Source organism: Frigoribacterium sp. MCBA15_019 (assembly GCF_001864945.1).
GTDB lineage: Bacteria > Actinomycetota > Actinomycetes > Actinomycetales > Microbacteriaceae > Frigoribacterium.
Window position 1 is genome coordinate 537,286 of sequence record NZ_MJGS01000001.1, and the last position, 16,768, is coordinate 554,053.

General features: G+C 71.0%; 18 protein-coding genes. 3 read left to right on the forward strand and 15 right to left on the reverse strand.

Going from position 1 to position 16,768, the window contains the following annotated elements:
• Positions 1-498: 498 nt before the first annotated feature.
• A complete protein-coding gene (locus tag BIV04_RS02540; protein ID WP_071253847.1) occupies positions 499-1,332 on the reverse strand; it encodes an oxygenase MpaB family protein in 834 nt (277 codons plus the stop codon).
• A gap of 38 nt (positions 1,333-1,370) precedes the next feature.
• Between BIV04_RS02540 and BIV04_RS02545 the strand changes: the two genes are divergently transcribed.
• Entirely contained in the window at positions 1,371-1,847 is a 477-nt protein-coding gene (locus BIV04_RS02545; RefSeq protein WP_071253849.1) for an NUDIX domain-containing protein, read from the forward strand.
• 113 nt (positions 1,848-1,960) lie between these two features.
• On the opposite strand, the gene BIV04_RS02550 is transcribed toward BIV04_RS02545, so the two are convergent.
• The 5 genes from BIV04_RS02550 to BIV04_RS02570 all read right to left on the reverse strand — a co-directional run bounded on the left by BIV04_RS02550 (position 1,961) and on the right by BIV04_RS02570 (position 6,618).
• Positions 1,961-3,616: a stealth family protein gene (locus BIV04_RS02550; protein ID WP_255364151.1), complete on the reverse strand. Its 1,656-nt coding sequence runs from the start codon at positions 3,614-3,616 to the stop codon at positions 1,961-1,963.
• 127 nt (positions 3,617-3,743) lie between these two features.
• On the reverse strand, positions 3,744-4,115 hold the full coding sequence (locus tag BIV04_RS02555; RefSeq protein ID WP_071253851.1) for a DUF6804 family protein: 372 nt from the start codon (positions 4,113-4,115) through the stop codon (positions 3,744-3,746).
• A gap of 3 nt (positions 4,116-4,118) precedes the next feature.
• Positions 4,119-4,703, reverse strand: coding sequence for a GDSL-type esterase/lipase family protein (locus tag BIV04_RS02560; protein ID WP_071253853.1), 585 nt, complete (start codon positions 4,701-4,703; stop codon positions 4,119-4,121).
• A gap of 92 nt (positions 4,704-4,795) precedes the next feature.
• The gene (locus BIV04_RS02565; protein ID WP_071253855.1) at positions 4,796-5,002 is read right to left on the reverse strand and encodes a hypothetical protein; all 207 of its coding nucleotides are present in this window, start codon (positions 5,000-5,002) and stop codon (positions 4,796-4,798) included.
• Positions 4,999-6,618, reverse strand: a complete 1,620-nt coding sequence (locus BIV04_RS02570; RefSeq protein WP_083396072.1) for an SDR family oxidoreductase — start codon at positions 6,616-6,618, stop codon at positions 4,999-5,001. Before BIV04_RS02570 ends, BIV04_RS02565 begins: the two co-directional genes overlap by 4 nt.
• Before the next feature lie 26 nt (positions 6,619-6,644).
• Here BIV04_RS02570 and deoC point away from each other — a divergent pair, with 26 nt between their 5' ends.
• Positions 6,645-7,373 carry a deoxyribose-phosphate aldolase gene (gene deoC / locus BIV04_RS02575; protein ID WP_071253859.1) on the forward strand — a complete coding sequence of 243 codons (729 nt, stop codon included), beginning with the start codon at positions 6,645-6,647 and terminating at the stop codon, positions 7,371-7,373.
• Positions 7,374-7,492: 119 nt separating this feature from the next.
• On the opposite strand, the gene BIV04_RS02580 is transcribed toward deoC, so the two are convergent.
• The 5 genes from BIV04_RS02580 to BIV04_RS02600 are packed head-to-tail and all read right to left on the reverse strand — an operon-like array spanning position 7,493 to position 10,828.
• Positions 7,493-8,434: a bifunctional riboflavin kinase/FAD synthetase gene (locus tag BIV04_RS02580; protein WP_071253861.1), complete on the reverse strand. Its 942-nt coding sequence runs from the start codon at positions 8,432-8,434 to the stop codon at positions 7,493-7,495.
• Between the two features lie 5 nt (positions 8,435-8,439).
• Positions 8,440-8,916, reverse strand: a complete 477-nt coding sequence (locus BIV04_RS02585; RefSeq protein WP_071253863.1) for a hypothetical protein — start codon at positions 8,914-8,916, stop codon at positions 8,440-8,442.
• 46 nt (positions 8,917-8,962) lie between these two features.
• Positions 8,963-9,331: a hypothetical protein gene (locus tag BIV04_RS02590; RefSeq protein WP_043596125.1), complete on the reverse strand. Its 369-nt coding sequence runs from the start codon at positions 9,329-9,331 to the stop codon at positions 8,963-8,965.
• On the reverse strand, positions 9,328-10,227 hold the full coding sequence (gene truB, locus BIV04_RS02595) for a tRNA pseudouridine(55) synthase TruB (protein ID WP_071253865.1): 900 nt from the start codon (positions 10,225-10,227) through the stop codon (positions 9,328-9,330). Before truB ends, BIV04_RS02590 begins: the two co-directional genes overlap by 4 nt.
• 46 nt (positions 10,228-10,273) lie before the next feature.
• A complete protein-coding gene (locus BIV04_RS02600; RefSeq protein ID WP_071253867.1) occupies positions 10,274-10,828 on the reverse strand; it encodes a hypothetical protein in 555 nt (184 codons plus the stop codon).
• A gap of 68 nt (positions 10,829-10,896) precedes the next feature.
• Between BIV04_RS02600 and BIV04_RS02605 the strand changes: the two genes are divergently transcribed.
• Entirely contained in the window at positions 10,897-11,766 is an 870-nt protein-coding gene (locus BIV04_RS02605) for an A/G-specific adenine glycosylase (protein WP_071253869.1), read from the forward strand.
• 34 nt (positions 11,767-11,800) lie between these two features.
• Here the strand turns inward: BIV04_RS02605 and rbfA are convergent, their stop codons facing one another.
• From rbfA to nusA, 4 genes are all read right to left on the reverse strand, one after another.
• Positions 11,801-12,343 carry a 30S ribosome-binding factor RbfA gene (gene rbfA, locus BIV04_RS02610; RefSeq protein WP_071253871.1) on the reverse strand — a complete coding sequence of 181 codons (543 nt, stop codon included), beginning with the start codon at positions 12,341-12,343 and terminating at the stop codon, positions 11,801-11,803.
• 101 nt (positions 12,344-12,444) lie between these two features.
• Positions 12,445-15,234 (reverse strand): translation initiation factor IF-2, encoded by a 2,790-nt coding sequence (gene infB, locus BIV04_RS02615; protein WP_071253872.1) that lies wholly within the window; start codon positions 15,232-15,234, stop codon positions 12,445-12,447.
• An 89-nt stretch (positions 15,235-15,323) separates the two neighbouring features.
• Entirely contained in the window at positions 15,324-15,626 is a 303-nt protein-coding gene (locus tag BIV04_RS02620; protein ID WP_071253874.1) for a YlxR family protein, read from the reverse strand.
• Between the two features lie 92 nt (positions 15,627-15,718).
• Complete coding sequence (nusA, locus tag BIV04_RS02625; protein ID WP_054145760.1) at positions 15,719-16,708, reverse strand: transcription termination factor NusA; 990 nt, start codon at positions 16,706-16,708, stop codon at positions 15,719-15,721.
• Positions 16,709-16,768: the final 60 nt, after the last annotated feature.

Here is a 16,768-nt window from a genome sequence, read left to right on the forward strand (position 1 = left end):
TGGGTGGGTTCTGCATGCCGTCCAGGTCCCGCCTGCCGTGCAGGTCCCGCCCGCCGTGCAGGTCCCGCCTGCCGTCCAGCCTGCCGTGCAGGTTCCGCCTGCCGTCCAGGTGCCGCCCGCCGTGGCCGGCCTCGCGCACCGTCGGCAATTCCTGCTTCCCGCTGCGTGCGACCTCCTGCGCCGCCTTCCATGGCCCGTCGTGCAGCACGGAGCAGGAATTGCCGACCCCCGCTCGGTGCCGTCGACCCACGCGCGTCCCGGTGCAACCACGCCGACCACGACCGACCGCCCCGAACACGGCCCGACCGAGTCGCCAATTCCTGCTTCACGTCGCTCGGGCGACGCCGACACGCCCCCGCCTGCGATCGCCGTGACAGGAGGCAGGAGTTGCCGACAGGGACGAAGACACCGTGACGGGAGGCAGGCGTTGCCGACAGGGACGAGAACACCGAGACAGGAGGTGGGAGGTGCCGACCCGGACGCCGGCGACGGGTCGGGTCAGCCGCGGGCGGGCGTGCGCGCCTCGGCGGCCATCGCCGAACGCAGCCGCCGCAGGTACCCGTCGCGGAGCACATGACGGAGGCGCGGGGGCAGATGCGGGACGACGACGGCCGTGACGCGCATCACGCGGTCGTAGCGACGCTGGGCGCCGGTCGACCACGCCAGCCCGAAGTCGGCTCGGACGCTGCTCGGCAGGGACCCCGCGGTGACGAGCCTGGCGAGCGGCATCACCGCTCTCAGCCACCACGGCCCCGTCGTCGGGTGCAACAGCTCGTGCGCGACCCGACGGGTGACGTCGTCCACCACGAGCTGCTCGACGGCGTCGTCCCAGTACCGCCGGAACGAGGCCACGTCGGCCGGCCACAGCTCTCGCGGCATCTGCAGCGACGTGCCCACGAGGGCGTAGTCCTGGTAGACGGTCTCGGAGTGGGCCGGGTCGATCGGCCCGTGCACCCGCTCGAACAGCTGCATGGCCGAGTCGTAGAGGGTCGCCGCGACCCAGAGCTGCAGCCCGGGGTCGAACGCGTCGTACCGCACCGACGAGGACTCGCCGCCGTGTACCGGACGGTGCGCCCGACCGACGACCCGGCGGACGTGGGCCACCTCGGACGGGGTGCCGAAGACGATGGCGTAGAGGTACGTCATGGTGCCGTGAAGTCGCGACAACGGACGCTCGACGAAGTCGCTGTGCTCGGCGACGCCGTGCCCCACCCCGGGGTTCGCCAGTTGCAGCAGGATCGCCCTGCCCCCACCGGCCAACAGCACCGACTCCCCCGCCATGTCGGAGATGCGCCGCACGTCCGAGCCGTGAAGGGTCCAGGGCAGTCGCATGCGGTCAGCCTACGGCGGGCCGTCGATAGGGTGCTGACATGGCCACCCCCGACTTCGTCCTGTCCCTGCGCGAGAAGATCGGCACGGCGCCGCTGTGGCTGGCCGGTGTGACCGCAGTGGTCGTCCACGGTGACCGGACGCTGCTGGTGCGCCGAGCCGACACCGGCGCCTGGACGCCGGTGACGGGCATCGTCGACCCGGGCGAGCACCCTGCCGACGCGGCCGTCCGCGAGACCCTCGAGGAAGCCGACCTGCAGGTCGTCCCCGAGCGGCTGGCGTCGATCGGGGTGACCGGCGAGGTCGTCTACCCGAACGGCGACCGCGCGCAGTACCTCGACCACACCTTCGTCATGCGCTACGTCTCGGGCGAGCCCTCCCCCGCGGACGGCGAGAACACCGAGGCCCGGTGGTTCCGGCTGGACGACCTGCCGACGATGGGGGCCGACATGCTCGGCCGTCTCGACGCAGCCCTCTCGGGCGAACAGGCGGCCCGCTTCGGCACCTCGACGGCCTGACGGACGGCACGGACCGCACGGAGTCCACGGGCCACACCGACCATGGGCCGCGCCGCCCTGGTCCGCGCCGACCCCGAGGGCCGAACGGGCTGCGCCTGCGGGCACGACCTGTGTCAGTCCGAGCCTTCGAGCCCCCGGTTCGACGACGATCCGGTCGCCTCGCCCGACTGAGCCGCCTCGGCACCGAGTGCCCGTCGGTCTTGCTCGGCGTTCTCGAGGGCGACGCGCTGCATCTCGTCCTTCTCCCACGGTGCGGGGAACGGGTAGTACCGCTCGAGGAAGTCCGTGACCGAGGCGGTCCGTTCTTCGTCGGTGACCTCGGGGAAGCTGCCGTCGTTGAGGCAGAAGAAGTCGAACGCTCGTTTCTTCAGCACCTCGGACAACGACGCCAGCCCCGACACCATCGTGGTGTCGATGTAGCTGACCTTGGCGTTCTCCTGCACGATCGCCCGGCCCGTCATCAGCGAGTAGTAGTGGTAGAGCGAGTTCGTGACCGAGATGTTCTCCTTCGCGCGGAAGGGGCTGCCGGCCGTGGCGGCGAACTCGTCGGCGAACTCGTGCTCCATCTCGAAGAGGACGCTGCGGCGCAGCGGCGCGGCGGTGTGCTCGAGGTGGCGGGTGAGGACGCGCCCGAAACGCTGCTGCAGCAGACGTCGGTTGACCCGGGCGGCGTTCTCGAACCCACTGCGGTCGATGTTGTTGTGCCCGAGCCCGATGCGCGTGTCGGCCTCGATGAACTTCGTGACGGAGCCCGGCGAGAAGAACATGCTCGGCGCGACGGGACGCCCGAAGAACATGTCGTCGTTCGAGTACAGGAAGTGCTCGCTGAGCCCCTCGATGTGGTGCAGCTGCGACTCGACGGCCTGTGAGTTGTGCGTCGGCAGCATCGAGAGGTCGCTGAAGAACTCCTCGCTGCGGACGACGCGCACACGGGGGTGCTCGCCCAGCCACTCGGGCACGGGCGAGTCGGTCGCGATGTAGATGTTGCGGACCCACGGCGCGAACATGTAGACCGACCGCAGGGCGTACTTGAGCTCGTCGATCTGACGGAACCGGGCTGCCGAGTCGTCACCCTCGCCGACCACGTGGCGCTTGGCCTGCGCGGCGCGGGCACGCTGGTACTCGATCGAGTTGCCGTCGACCCAGGAGAAGACGATGTCGATGTCGAAGGTGATGTCGGTGGCGTGGTCGTCGAACATGTGCTCGAGGGTGGGCCACTCGATGCCGTACCGCTCGACCGTCTCTTCGACGGCCTCGGCACGGGGCAGTTCGGTGCGCATCAGCGCGTTCTCGGTCGGGGCGAGGATCTCGTCGTCGGTGATGATCCAGAACTCGACCTGCACGGCCGTGCCCGCACCGTAGCGGAGGCGGCCGATGGGCTCGACCCGGGGCCGGTAGACGCGGAAGACCCGCTCGGTCTCGAGCTCGAGCCCGCCCTCGACGACGAGGGACGCCTGACCCTTGCGGGGCTTGGCGTAGAAGGGCTCGGTGGCCGAGGCCGCGACCATGGCGGCGGTGAAGCGGTCACGGTGCACCGTGTCGACGGCGATCACGGGGCGGATGTCGTTGCCGCGCACGAGCAGGAAGGGCACCTGGGCGGCGTCGAGCACCCGACGGATGTAGAGGAGGTCCTCGATCATCGACTGCTGGGGCGTGAGGTGACCGTTCAGGAGCGTGAACTGCCCCTTGCGGACCACGACGTCCTCTCGGTCGAGACCACCGGCTCGGTGACGAGGGGTCAGCAGAGGGCTCTCGGACGTGCCGACCATCTCTGACGTACCGGGGATCTCCGTGGCCATGCAGACTCAACCTTCCGTGCGGGCCTCGGGCGGGCGGGCGCACCCTCGGCATTTTACGGGGTCGGCGGCACCCCGGAGTGTCCACTGCCCCTGACGCTCAGCGGCGACCCCGGACCGAGGCGGACTTCGTGGTCGTCGCGGCCTCGGTCGGCACCTTCACGAGCACACCGACCGCGATCATGAGCGCGGCGGCCACGAACTGCAACCCCTGCCAGAGCTCGGCCGGGAGGGGCACCACGAACACCGGGTTCCAGAGGACGGCCACGGCGGCGAGCAACGGCAACGCCCACCAGAGCCGCCCCCGGTAGGCGAACACGAGGATGATGAGGGCGAAGATCGACACGACGTACCGGAACACGGTGAAGACGTCGGAGGCGAGCAACGCGGTCCCGGCGAGCAACGCGATGGCCGCGATCAAGCCGGGCGCCAGGGCCGGACGCGTGAACGCGGGGGCGGTGGGGGTGGGCACCGCCTACTCGATGTCGTAGGCGACGTCGAGCACGCTGATCGGGCGGCTCATCGGCGGCTCGTCGCGCAGGCGCTCGAGGGCGGGCTGCAGCTCGCCCAACCAGGCCTGGTAGCCGGCGTCGGTGAGGTGGACGTGGTCGGCCGCGAACTCGGGTCGCAGGGCGTCACCCGACTCGTCGGCCAGTGCGGGCCAGAGGTCGAGCCACTGCGCCCGGACAGTTGACGAGAACTGGCGGAGGTGCCGGTTGGCGTCCTTGAGGCGAGGCGCGAACTCAGGCCCCCGCGGCGCGATCGACTGCAAGAGCAGACGCGTCCCCGGCAGTTCGCGGCGCATGGCCACCATGAGGTTCTCGATGCCGCGCACCACCTGTTCGACCGAGCGTCGCGCGGTGAAGTCGTTGGTGCCGATCATCAGCACCACCGAGTCGGGGTTCGCGGCCACGACGTCGTGGAGCCGTTCGGTCAGGCCGGCGATCGTGTCGCCCCCGACACCCAGGTTGACGACCTGCTCGTCGGGCAGCCAGGCCGCCCAGTCGCCGTTCTCGGTCAAGCTGTCGCCGACGAAGGCGACGGTCTCTCGTTGTGTCATCACGACCTCCTGGTGGTCTGCTGAAGTGCCCCCATCGTGCCATCACCCGCTGGGAGCCGCGAACCGGCGCGCTCGTGCCCGCCGCCCGCACCTCACTGACGGAAGCGTCGCGGCCTCTTCGACCACACGCGGTCGAGCGCGTGGCGGACGCGCGGCAGCAGCACGACGAACGACGACACGACGACGAGCACCCCGAACAGCACCCCGAGCCACAACGGCACCGGCGACATGGCCTCGTCGCCCGTCGGGTACAGCGGCGCCGGCGTCGACATCAGGACGAGGAGGCGCGGGTCGGTCACGCGACGGCCGTCGCGTCGGTCGCCGCCCCGCCCCCGGCACCGGCCGCTCGGTCGCCGGCCGTCCGACCGGCCGCCTCCCGCTCGGCCGCCTCCCGCTCGGCCGTCGCGGTGATGCGCCGCAGCATGCCCGAGAAGATGACGCCGTGGAACGGCAGGATCGCGAACCAGTAGAGCCGCCCGCCGAGGCCCTGCGGGAAGAACACGGCGCGTTGGCGGTAGTGCGAGCCGCCCTCGGGACGCGGCTCGACCGTGAGTTCCAGCCACGCGCCTCCCGGGACCTTCATCTCGGCCCGCAAGCGCAGCAGGTGGCCGCGTTCGAGCTTCTCGACCCGCCACCAGTCGAGGGCGTCGCCGACGCGCAGGCTCGTCGCGCTGCGGCGGCCGCGCCGGAGGCCCACTCCACCGACCATGCGGTCCATCCAGCCGCGAGCCGACCAGGCCAGCGGGAACGAGTACCAGCCGTTCTCGCCGCCGATGCTCTCGAGCACCTTCCAGAGCTCGGCGGGCGGTGCGCTCGTGTCGGTCTGCCGGTCGTCGGTGTAGACGGTGTGCCCGGACCAGTCGGGGTCGCTCGGCAGCAGGTCGCTCGGCGCCCCCGCGACCGACGAGTCCTGCCAGCTGGTCTCGACGTCGCCGTCCTGCTCACGCTGCAGGGCGAGGCGCACGGCCCGGCGGTAGGGCAGCAGTCCTTCGGCGGGCGGGGGCACGACGGCGTCGATGTCGTGCTCGCGCACGACGCAGTCGTACTGCAGGGACGCGATGATCGGGACGGCGAGGGCGCGGGGCACGGGCGTGACGAGGTTGACCCACTGCGAGGCGAGCCACGGCGTGAAGACGGGGAGCGACGCGATCGGACGTTGCTTGAGGCCGGCCTCGAGCGCGTAGCCGTTCATCATCTGCCCGTAGCGGAGCACGTCGGGGCCGCCGATGTCGAAGGTGCGGTTGACGTCGTCGGGAACGTCGGCCGCGCCGAGCAGGTAGTGCAGCACGTCGCGGACGGCGATCGGCTGGATGAAGTTGCGCACCCACTTCGGCGCCGGCATGTAGGGCAGGACGTCCGTCAGGTGGCGGACCATCTCGAACGAGGCGCTGCCCGAGCCGATGACGACGCCGGCCTGCAGGGCGACGGTCGGGACGCCGCTCGCCAACAGCACGTCGCCGACGTCCTTGCGCGACTGCAGGTGCTTCGACAGGTCGCCCTCGGGGTGGAGTCCGCCGAGGTAGACGATGCGGCTGACGCCCGCGTCGCGCGCGGCGTCGGCGACGGTGTGAGCCGCGTCGGCCTCGGCGCGTTCGAAGTCGCCTCTGCCACCCATCGCGTGGGCGAGGTAGTAGACGACGTCGACGCCCTCCATGGCGGGACGTACCGTCTCGGGGTCGGTCAGGTCGCCCTGCACGACCTCGACGTCGCCCGACCAGGGCACGTCTCGCAGCTTCTCGGGCGAGCGCACGAGCACCCGCACGTCCGCTCCGGCGGCCACGAGCCGCGGCGTCAACCGCCCGCCGATGTACCCGGTCGCCCCGGTCACCAGCACCCGGCGGGAGGCCACGGCGTGGTCGGTGTCGCTGGTGACGGGGGTGCTCGACGGCACGCCGTCGGGAGTGTTCGCAGACATGGGCCCAAGCTACGCTGGACCCCATCATGACTACCCAGCAGCTCCCCACCGTCTCCGCCGTCGCCGGCATGATCGACCACGCGATCCTCAAGCCCGAACTCACCCGCGCCGAGGTCGACGGCGCCCTCGACGACGCCGCCGCGAACCACGTCTTCAGCGTCTGCGTGCGCCCCTCCGACATCGCGCACGCCGTCGAGCGCCTCGAAGGCACCGGCGTGCTCGTCGGCACCGTCATCGGCTTCCCCCACGGCACGACCTCGACGGCCGCGAAGGCCGCCGAATCGCGTCAGGCGATCGCCGACGGCGCCGCCGAACTCGACATGGTCGTCAACATCGGCTGGCTGCGCAGCGGCCTGACCGACGAGGTCGAGGCCGACGTGCGCGGCGTGGTCGAGGCGGCCGGCGACACGATCGTCAAGGTCATCCTCGAGACGGCCTACCTCGACGACGACCAGATCGTCGCGGGCTCGAAGGCCGCCGAGCGCGCCGGGGCCGCCTTCGTCAAGACGTCCACCGGTTTCGCGGGCGGCGGTGCGACGCTCCCCCACCTGCGCCTCATGCGCGAGGCCGTCTCCGACTCCGTCCAGGTGAAGGCCTCGGGCGGCGTGCGCGGCCTCGACACGGTGCTCGAGATGCTCGACCTCGGAGTCACGCGCTTCGGCACGAGCGCCAGTGGCACGATCCTCGCCGACCTGGCGCACCGCCTCGAGACGGGCCGCGCCTCGGGCGCGGGCGACGACGCGACGTCGTACTGACCTGACGAGCCGAGGAGGCGCGGGGCGCGTCGACGACGTGACCCGCGCCTCCTCGAGGGGCTCGCGATCGACGGGCCACCGCACGCCAGCCGGTCACCGCCGAGCAGACCCGCGGGGCCTCAGGCGGTCGGCAGCCCCAGGATCTCGCGCGTGCGGACGACGTCGGCCCGGATGTGCGCGATCAAGGCCTCGAGCCCGTCGAAGCGCACGTTGCCCCGCACCCAGTCGACGAAGTGGACGGTGACCTCGAGCCCGTAGAGGTCGAGTGAGACGTCGAGCAGGTGCGCCTCGACCTGCTTGGCCGGCACCCCCTCGAAGGTCGGGTTGTTGCCGACCGAGACCGCCGCCGGGTAGAGCGTGTCGCCGACCATCACGCGGGCGGCGTAGACGCCGTCGGCGGGGACGAAACCCTCGCTGTCGCGGGCCAGGTTGGCCGTCGGGAAGCCCAGTTCACGGCCGCGCTGTTCTCCGTGCACGACGATGCCGCGCACCGACGGCTCGCGACCGAGCAGGACGCCGGCCTCGCGGACGTCACCGGCGTCCATCAGTTCACGGATCCAGGTCGAGGACGCCCGACGGCCACCGCTCGGTCGCACGTCGTCGATCGAGACGACCCGGAACCCGCGGGAGGCACCGAGTTCGCGCAGGGTGTCGACGGTGCCACTGCCGCGCACGCCGAAGCGGAAGTCGTCGCCGACGAACACGACCCGGGCGTGCAGGGCCCCGACCAGGATGCGGTCGACGAACTCGTCCGGCGTCAGCGCCCGCAGCTCGGCGTCGAAGGTGAGCATGAGGGTGGCGGCGACACCGGCCTCGTCGAGCAGCTCGCGCTTCTGCCGGTTGCTCACGAGGGCCGTGGGCACGTCGTCGGGTCGCAGGACCGCCAACGGGTGCCGGTCGAAGGTGACCACGGTAGAGACGAGACCCTCGTCGCGCGCCACCCCCTCGAGCATGTCGATCACGGCGCGGTGCCCGACGTGGACCCCGTCGAACTTGCCGATGGTGACGGCGCTCGGCCCGAAGTCGGGCGGCACGTCGCCGACCAGGTCGTAGAACTGCACGCGCGCTACCTCGTCGTGCCCGGGTCGCGAGGAGACCCGCCGGCCCCCGCGCCCTCGGCACCGGTGCCACCCGCGGCCCGGGTCGCGCGCCCCTGCCGCCGCAGCCACAGGATGCCGAGCACGGGCAGGACGAGCGGCACGAAGCCGTACCCGCGCCCGAAGAACGACCACACGGTGTCGTGCGGGAAGAGTTCGGGGTCGAGCACGGTGACGAGGCCGATGATCAGGACGCCGACGAGCTCGAAGCTGATGGTCGCCCAGGCCACGGCGTACCAGCCCTGGCCGGGCGCGATCAGGGCCACGGTGGCGACGATGTAGACGACGGCCGACAACGCGCTCAGGGTGTAGGCCAGCGGCGCCTCGGAGAACTGGGTCGTGATCTGGAAGACCGACCGACCGGTGGCGGCGAGGGCGAGGAGGGCGTACACGGCGATGAGGACCCGGCCGAGGCCGACCGCGCGCGTTGACTTCTGAGTGACCATCCCGTCAAGGATAGGACTCCGACGGGCCCGCCGCCGACCGGGTGTGTCAGAGGCCCTGGACGGTCCAGATCTGGAACATGCGGTAGACCATCACGGCGATCGCGAACGACGAGGTGGCCAGCACGAGGTTGCTCCACCGGGTGCGGTCGACGAGCGCCCAGACGGTCGCGAGCGGCGGCAGCAGGATGGCCGAGACCAGGTAGATGTAGAACTCGACGAGGTTGCCCGTCGGCGCGTTGCCGACGAACGGCGCCACGATCGCGACGACGAGCTGCACGAGCAGGAGCAGCAGCACGACGGCCCCCGTGCCGACGGTGATGTCGTCGGGCTGACGCTTCGCGAAACAGGCGACCACGCAGACGATGCCCGCCACCACGGCCACCACGACCTGGACCCAGGTGAACCATTCGATCATGCCTGCACCTCGTCGGTCGGGAAGTTCACGATGGGCTTCGCGGCACCCGCGCGCACCGAGACCAGGCCCGCGAGCCTGCCCGTGGGCGTGACGGCGGCGACCGGCCCGGGGGTGTCGTCGAGTTCGACGGCCACGCGCTTGCCGTGCCCGAGGTCGACGGCCTCGGCCGTTGTCATGGACCACTCCGGAAAGAGCGTCCGGGCGACGTCGACGGGAGGCAGCAGCGCGGGGGCGACGTCGATGCCCTCGAGGACGGAGGCGCGGGTCACGTCGAACGGCCCGACCCGCGTCCTACGCAGCGCGGTCAGGTGTCCCCCGACGTCGAGGTCGGCTCCGAGGTCACGGGCGAGAGCTCGGACGTAGGTGCCGGACGAGCACGAGACCCGCACGTCGAGGTCGCGCACGGGCACCCCGTCGACGACGGCGTCGCGTCGATCGAGCACGGTGAACTCGGCGATCGTCACGTCGCGGGCCTTCAGCTCGACCTCGACCCCGGCACGGGCGAGGTCGTAGGCGCGCCGGCCGTCGACCTTGATCGCGCTCACCGTGGTGGGCACCTGGCTGATCGGACCGGTCAGCCGGGCGATGCCGGCGTCGATCGCGTCGTCGGTGACGTCGCCCGCCGAGGTCGTCGAGACGACCTCGCCGTCGCTGTCGTCGCTGGTCGTGGACACGCCGAGACGGATGGTGGCGTCGTAGCCCTTGTCGAGGCCGACCAGGAAGGTCAGGAGTCGCGTCGACGAGTTCAGGCCGAGCACCAGCAGTCCGGTGGCCAGCGGATCGAGCGTGCCGGCGTGGCCGACCTTGCGCGTTCCCGCGGCCTTGCGCACGCGCGAGACGACGTCGTGGCTGGTGATGCCCTGCGGCTTGTCGACGAGGAGGAGGCCGCTGTTCACCCGACGACGTTAGCGCAGCGGGAGCACGAGGAGGCCGGGGACGCGCTCAGCACGCGTCGTCGAAGCGTCGACGGGGGTGCTCGCGGTCGGAGTTGTCGACGACGGCCGAGGCCCTGGCCCGGGCGTCGAGTCGCGAGTCGTCGGCCGTGACCCAGACCCGGTAGTGCCACAGCCCCGCGAGGCCGGCGCGGGCGAGGTCCGTGCCGTCGACCAGCAGGACCGCGTCGGCCGGACCCGTGACCCAGGCGGACTCGACGGCACGGTCGGCGTCGGCGTCCCAGGCCCGGTCGACCCAGCCCGTGCTGCCGCCGAGCCGGAACGGCTCGACGAGCACACGCCGGAACAGGCTCTCGTCCAGGACGGGAGCGGAGTCGAGCGGAGCCCCGCCGGGACGCTTCTCGAAGCCGTCGAGCGAGGCGCGGAACGCCGCGTGCCCCTGCTCGCGGAAGGCCTCGAGGAGGTCGTCGGCGAGATCGGCCGCACCCGCGCCTCCGTCGCTGTCGATAGCGACGAGCACGCGGCCGCGGCCGTAGTTGTGGACGATCTCGGTGGCGAGTTCGCGCAGCGTGTCTTTCTTGGCAGGGGCCCATCGGGTGGTCATGCCGACACCGTACGCCCGACGACCGACACGACGCCGGGGACGTCGTCGACGCGCCGTAGGCTCCTACGGTGAGCATCTCCCCCGCCGTGAACGCCTGGTTCCGCGAGAACGGTCGCGACCTCCCGTGGCGGCGTCCCGGCTTCACGGCCTGGGGCACGCTGGTCAGCGAGATCATGCTGCAGCAGACCCCCGTGGCCCGCGTCGTGCCGCGCCTCGAGCAGTGGCTCGACCGCTGGCCCACACCGGCCGACCTGGCCGCCTCGCCGGCCTCCGAGGCCGTGCGGGCCTGGGAACGCCTCGGCTACCCGCGTCGGGCCCTCGCCCTCCACGCCGCCGCCGTGGCCATCACCGAGAGACACGACGGGGTCGTGCCCGAGGACGTCCCGTCGCTCCTGGCGCTGCCCGGCATCGGCGACTACACCTCCCGTGCCGTCGCCGTCTTCGCCTACGGCCGTCGTCACCCCGTCGTCGACACGAACGTCCGCCGCGTCCTGGCCCGTGCCGTCGAGGGGCTGGCCGAGCCGTGGGCGCCCAAGGCCTCGCGCGACCTGCCCCTGATGGAGTCACAGTTGCCCGACGACCTCGAGGAGGCGCGGGTCACGAACGCGGGCGTCATGGAGTTGGGTGCACTGGTCTGCACGGCACGTTCGCCGAAGTGCGACGTCTGCCCGCTGGTCGAGCAGTGCGCGTGGGTGCTGGCGGGTCGTCCTGCGCACACCGGGCCGCGCCTCCGGACCCAGGCCCGTTTCGAGGGGTCGGACCGCCAGGTGCGGGGCATGATCATGGCCGAGTTGCGGGCAGTCGACGTGCCCGTCAGCCCGGCCGAGATCGAGACGATCTGGCCGGACGACGCGCAACGCGCGAGAGCCCTCGCCGGGTTGCTCCGCGACGGTCTGGCCACGGGGTCGCCCGACGAGGGCTATCGCCTGCCCGACTGAGACGGGCGGGCGGGCGTCCTGACGGACGCTCCGGTCAGCGGGTGGAGCCGTCGGGCTCCGTCGAGCCGCCCGCGGCCGGGGCCTCGAGTTCGTCGTCCATCGCGAGATCGTCGTCGAGGTCGTCCTCGGCGTCGTCGAGGTCGTCGTCCGCGTCGAGGTCGCGAGGCTTGACGTACGGGTCGGCGTCGCCGGCGTACTCGGCCGACGAGGCCATGGTCTGGCTCTCGTGGTCGCGCTGACGGGCCTCTTGCAGCAGGCGGTCGATCGAGGCCGCGTTCTCGGGCAGGGCGTCGAGGATGAACTCGAGACTCGGCGTGAGCCGCGCGGTGATGTTCTTGCCCACCTCGCTGCGCAGCATGCCGGTCGCCGACTTGAGGGCGGCACCCGTGTCACGTCGCTCGTCGTCGGTGCCGTAGACCGTGTAGAAGACCGAGGCGTGCTGCAGGTCGCCGGTCACCTTGACGTCGGTGATCGTGACGAAGCCGAGGCGGGGGTCCTTGATGCCGCGTTCGAGACGCCGCGCGATGATCTCGTGGATGCGGTCGGCCATCTTGCGGGCGCGTTGCGCGTCAACCATTGTTCACTCCTGTTCGTGCTGCTCGCCGCCGTGGCGAGAGGGGTGAGGCCCCGCCCCGACCGTAGTCGGAGCGGGGCCTCGTGTACTGCGATGACGCCGGGTCAGACCCGGGGCTTCTCGACCATCTCGATGGTCTCGATCTCGTCGCCGATCTGGATGTCGTTGAACTTGCCGAGACCGATGCCGGCCTCGAAGTCCGTCCGCACCTCGGTGACGTCGTCCTTGAAACGACGCAGCGAGTCGATCGCCAGGTTGTCGCCGACGACGACGCCCTCGCGGATGACACGGGCACGAGCGTTGCGGGTGATCGTTCCGGATCGCACGATGACACCGGCGATGTTGCCGACCTTCGACGAGCGGAAGATCTCGCGGATCTCGGCGACACCGGACTGCTTCTCCTCGAACTCGGGCTTGAGCATGCCCTTGAGCGAGTTCTCGATGTCCTCGAGCGCCGCGTAGATGACCGAGTAGAACCGCACGTCGACACCCTCGCGAGCAGCACGCTCACGAGCCTTCGTGTCGGGACGCACGTTGAACCCGATGATGACCGCGTTGTCGACCGTCGCCAGGTTGACGTCGCTCTCGGTGACCGCACCCACACCGCGGTGGATGATGCGCAGCTGCACGCTGTCGTCCACCTCGATCTTGAGCAGGGACTCTTCGAGCGCCTCGACGGCACCGGACACGTCACCCTTGATGATGATGTTGAGAGCCTCGACCTTGCCCTCTTCGAGAGCACGGGTGAAGTCCTCGAGCGAGATGCGCTTGCGGGCCTTGGCCAGCGACGCGTTGCGCTCGACGGCTTCACGCTTCTCGGCGATCTGACGAGCCGTGCGGTCCTCCTCAGTGACGAGGAAGGTATCGCCGGCTCGAGGAACGCTCGACAGACCCTGGACCAGCACGGGCCGGCTCGGGTAGGCCTCGTCGACCGAGTCGCCGTTCTCGTCGACCATGGCGCGGACGCGGCCGTACGCCGTGCCGGCGACGATGGCGTCACCGACGCGCAGCGTTCCCGACTGGATCAGCACCGTCGCGACGGCACCGCGGCCCTTGTCGAGGCGGGCCTCGATGGCGACACCGCGGGCGTCCTTGTCGGGGTTGGCACGCAGGTCGAGACCGGCGTCGGCCGTGAGCAGGACGGCCTCGAGGAGGGCGTCGATGTTCTTGTTGTCACGGGCCGACACGTCGACGAACATGACGTCTCCGCCGTACTCCTCGGCGACGAGGCCGTATTCGGTGAGCTGCTGACGCACCTTCGCCGGGTTCGCACCCTCTTTGTCGATCTTGTTGACCGCGACCACGATCGGCACGCCGGCCGCCTGGGCGTGGTTCAACGCCTCGACCGTCTGCGGCATGATGCCGTCGTCGGCCGCGACCACGAGGATCGCGATGTCGGTCACCTGGGCACCACGGGCACGCATGGCGGTGAACGCCTCGTGACCGGGGGTGTCGATGAAGGTGATGGCGCGCTCGACGCCCTCGTGCGGAGCCCACACCTGGTAGGCACCGATGTGCTGCGTGATGCCACCGGCTTCGCCGGCGACCACGTTGGCGTTGCGGATCGCGTCGAGGAGGCGCGTCTTGCCGTGGTCGACGTGACCCATGACGGTGACGACGGGAGGACGGATCTGCAGGACGGACTCATCCTCGTCCTCGAGCTCTTGCTCGAGGTCGATGTCGAAGCCCTCGAGCAGCTCTTTGTCCTCGTCTTCGGGCGAGACGACCTGGATGTTGTAGCCGAGCTCTTCGCCGAGGACCTGGAAGGTCGCCTCGTCGAGCGACTCGGTCGCCGTCGCCATCTCACCGAGGTGGAAGAGGACGGTCACCAGGTTGCCGGGGCTCGCGTCGATCTTGTCGGCGAAGTCGCTGATCGAGGCACCGCGACGGAGGCGGACGATGGTGCTGCCGTCGCCACGGGGGACGCTGACGCCACCCAGCGACGGAGCCGAGCGCATCTCGAACTCGGCCCTCTTCGTCCGCTTCGACTTGCGCGCCTTGCTCTTGCCGCCACCGCGACCGAACGCACCGGCCGTGCCGCCACCGGGGCCACGGCCGCGACCGCCGCCACCGGAGGGACGGGGACCGCTGAAGCCCGGGCGGAAGCCACCGGCCGCACCGGGAGCACCGGCACCGGGACGCTGGAAGCCACCACCGGCACCACCGGGACGACCTGCGCCGCCACCGGCGGGACGCTGGCCGAAGCCGTTGGGACGGGGACCGGCACCCACACCGGGACGCGGGGCGCCCGGACGGGGAGCACCGGGACGCGGGGCCATCGGACGGGGGCCTGCGGCGCCACCGGGACGCGGCATGCTGCTGGCCGCACCGGAGCCGCCGGGACGGGGCGCGCTGGGGCGACCCATGCCCTGGTTGCTGGCGAAGGGGTTGTTGCCGGGACGCGGAGCACCGGGGCGGGGGCCGCCGGGCTTGGGACCGGCGGCACCGGGCTTGGCGGCGTCGTCGGCCGGAGCCGCCGCGTCGTCCTTGGCGGCTGCCGCTGCCGCGGCACGCTGCGCCTCGGCCTGGGCCTGTCGCTCGGCGACCGTCAGCGGGGCGACGGGTGCGGGTGCCGCGTCGACGTCGGGCTCGGCCGCCACGGGGGCGGGCGTCGGCTCGGCGACGGGGGGCTTGGGAGCTGCCGGACGGGGACCGCCGGGCTTGGGTGCCGAGCTCGCGGGCTTCGCGGCGGCACCGGCCGAGGGGGCCTTGGCAGCGGGGGTCGCGGGCTTCGCGGCGCCGGCGAAGGCCTGGCGCAGCTTGCGGGCGACGGGAGGCTCGACGCTGGACGACGGTCCCTTGACGAACTCGCCCATCTCTTTGAGCTTCTCTAGTGCGGTCTTGCTGTCGATCCCCAGCTCGCTGGCGATCTCGTGTACGCGTGGTTTAGCCACAGTTCTCCTGTCTCGGGCCCTTCCCGAGACGGGAAGAGCCTTCAGTTCTGGACGGGTCTCATTTCGAGCCGCTCATTAGTGGTTGCTCATTAGTTGTCCATGTGCCGTTCAGCCTGTTCTGTCGTGGCGATGGGTCGTGAAGTGGTGATCCGCGTGAGGTAGGCGCGGAGCTCGTCGACGTCGGGTTCGGAGTCGAGGCGGAGTGCACGGCGGAAAGCCCTGCGCTTCACTGCCGACTCGAACGCGTCGATCGACGGCGTCAACCACGCACCCCGCCCGGGAAGGGTCGCGGTCGGATCGACCACGAGACGTCCGTTTCGGGCGACGACCCGCACGAGTGCGGATCGCGGAGCGCGCGCTCGAGTACCGATGCACGTTCTGACGGGTTCCACCTTACCCCCTCGGGTCGTCGGACGGGAGACGCCGGAGGCGAACGGCGTGGTGGGCCGGTCGCCCTCGTCGTGTCACGGTCGTGTCGGAGCGCTCAGTCGTCTTCGAGGATGCTGTCCGGCTGGATGTCGATCCGCGCGCCCGTGAGCTTGGCGGCGAGGCGGGCGTTCTGCCCCTCTTTGCCGATCGCGAGCGACAGCTGGTAGTCGGGCACGAGGGCCCGAACGGCCTTGGTGGACGCGTCGATCACGAAGGCCGACGAGACTTTGGCCGGCGACAGCGCACTCGCGACGAAGGTGGGCAGGTCGCTCGAGTAGTCGACGATGTCGATCTTCTCGTCGTTCAGCTCGGTGGTGACCGCACGCACGCGCTGCCCCATCTCGCCGATGCAGGCCCCCTTGGCATTGACGCCGGGCTCGGTCGCGCGGACGGCCATCTTGGTGCGGTGACCGGCTTCGCGGGCCAGCGAGACGATCTCGACGACACCGCTGGCGATCTCGGGCACCTCGAGGGCGAAGAGCTTGCGCACGAGCGACGGGTGGGTGCGCGAGACCGTGATCTGCGGCCCCTTCGTGCCCTTGCTGACGCCCGTGACGTACACGCGGATGCGCGAGCCGTGGGTGTACTTCTCACCCGGCACCTGCTCTTCGGGCGGCAGGATCGCCTCGACCGTGCCGAGGTCGACGTGGATCATGCGGGGGTTGGGCCCCTGCTGGATCACGCCCGCGACGATGTCGCCCTCTCGGCCCTTGAACTGGCCGAGCACCTTGTCGTCGCCGATGTCGCGCAGGCGCTGGTTGATGACCTGCTTGGCCGCGAAGGCGGCGATGCGGCCGAAGTCGCTGGGGCTGTCGACGGACTCGCCGACGACCTCGCCCTCGTCGTCGCGTTCGATGGCGAAGACCGAGACGTGCCCGGTCTTGCGGTCGAGTTCGACGCGAGCAGCCGGGATGCGGCTCTCGGGCTGGTTCGTGTGCTTGAGGTAGGCCGTCAGGATGGCCTGCTCGATGATGCGCACGAGTTCGTCGAAGGGGATTTCACGCTCGCGCTCCATGAGACGCAGCACGCTCAGGTCGATGTCCACTGAGGGCCTCCACTATTCAGATCTGCAGGCTGCACGCACGATGGCGCGCACAGCATGGCT

What these genes read in the sequence shown, in the direction of transcription:
- BIV04_RS02585 (WP_071253863.1), bottom strand. Translation starts at nt 8,916, where the DNA reads ATGGTCACTCAGAAGTCAACGCGCGCGGTCGGCCTCGGCCGGGTCCTC.
- BIV04_RS02570 (WP_083396072.1), bottom strand. Translation starts at nt 6,618, where the DNA reads ATGTCTGCGAACACTCCCGACGGCGTGCCGTCGAGCACCCCCGTCACC.
- BIV04_RS02545 (WP_071253849.1), top strand. Translation starts at nt 1,371, where the DNA reads ATGGCCACCCCCGACTTCGTCCTGTCCCTGCGCGAGAAGATCGGCACG.
- rbfA (WP_071253871.1), bottom strand. Translation starts at nt 12,343, where the DNA reads ATGGTTGACGCGCAACGCGCCCGCAAGATGGCCGACCGCATCCACGAG.
- BIV04_RS02560 (WP_071253853.1), bottom strand. Translation starts at nt 4,703, where the DNA reads ATGACACAACGAGAGACCGTCGCCTTCGTCGGCGACAGCTTGACCGAG.
- BIV04_RS02540 (WP_071253847.1), bottom strand. Translation starts at nt 1,332, where the DNA reads ATGCGACTGCCCTGGACCCTTCACGGCTCGGACGTGCGGCGCATCTCC.
- BIV04_RS02600 (WP_071253867.1), bottom strand. Translation starts at nt 10,828, where the DNA reads ATGACCACCCGATGGGCCCCTGCCAAGAAAGACACGCTGCGCGAACTC.
- BIV04_RS02590 (WP_043596125.1), bottom strand. Translation starts at nt 9,331, where the DNA reads ATGATCGAATGGTTCACCTGGGTCCAGGTCGTGGTGGCCGTGGTGGCG.
- BIV04_RS02550 (WP_255364151.1), bottom strand. Translation starts at nt 3,616, where the DNA reads ATGGTCGGCACGTCCGAGAGCCCTCTGCTGACCCCTCGTCACCGAGCC.
- deoC (WP_071253859.1), top strand. Translation starts at nt 6,645, where the DNA reads ATGACTACCCAGCAGCTCCCCACCGTCTCCGCCGTCGCCGGCATGATC.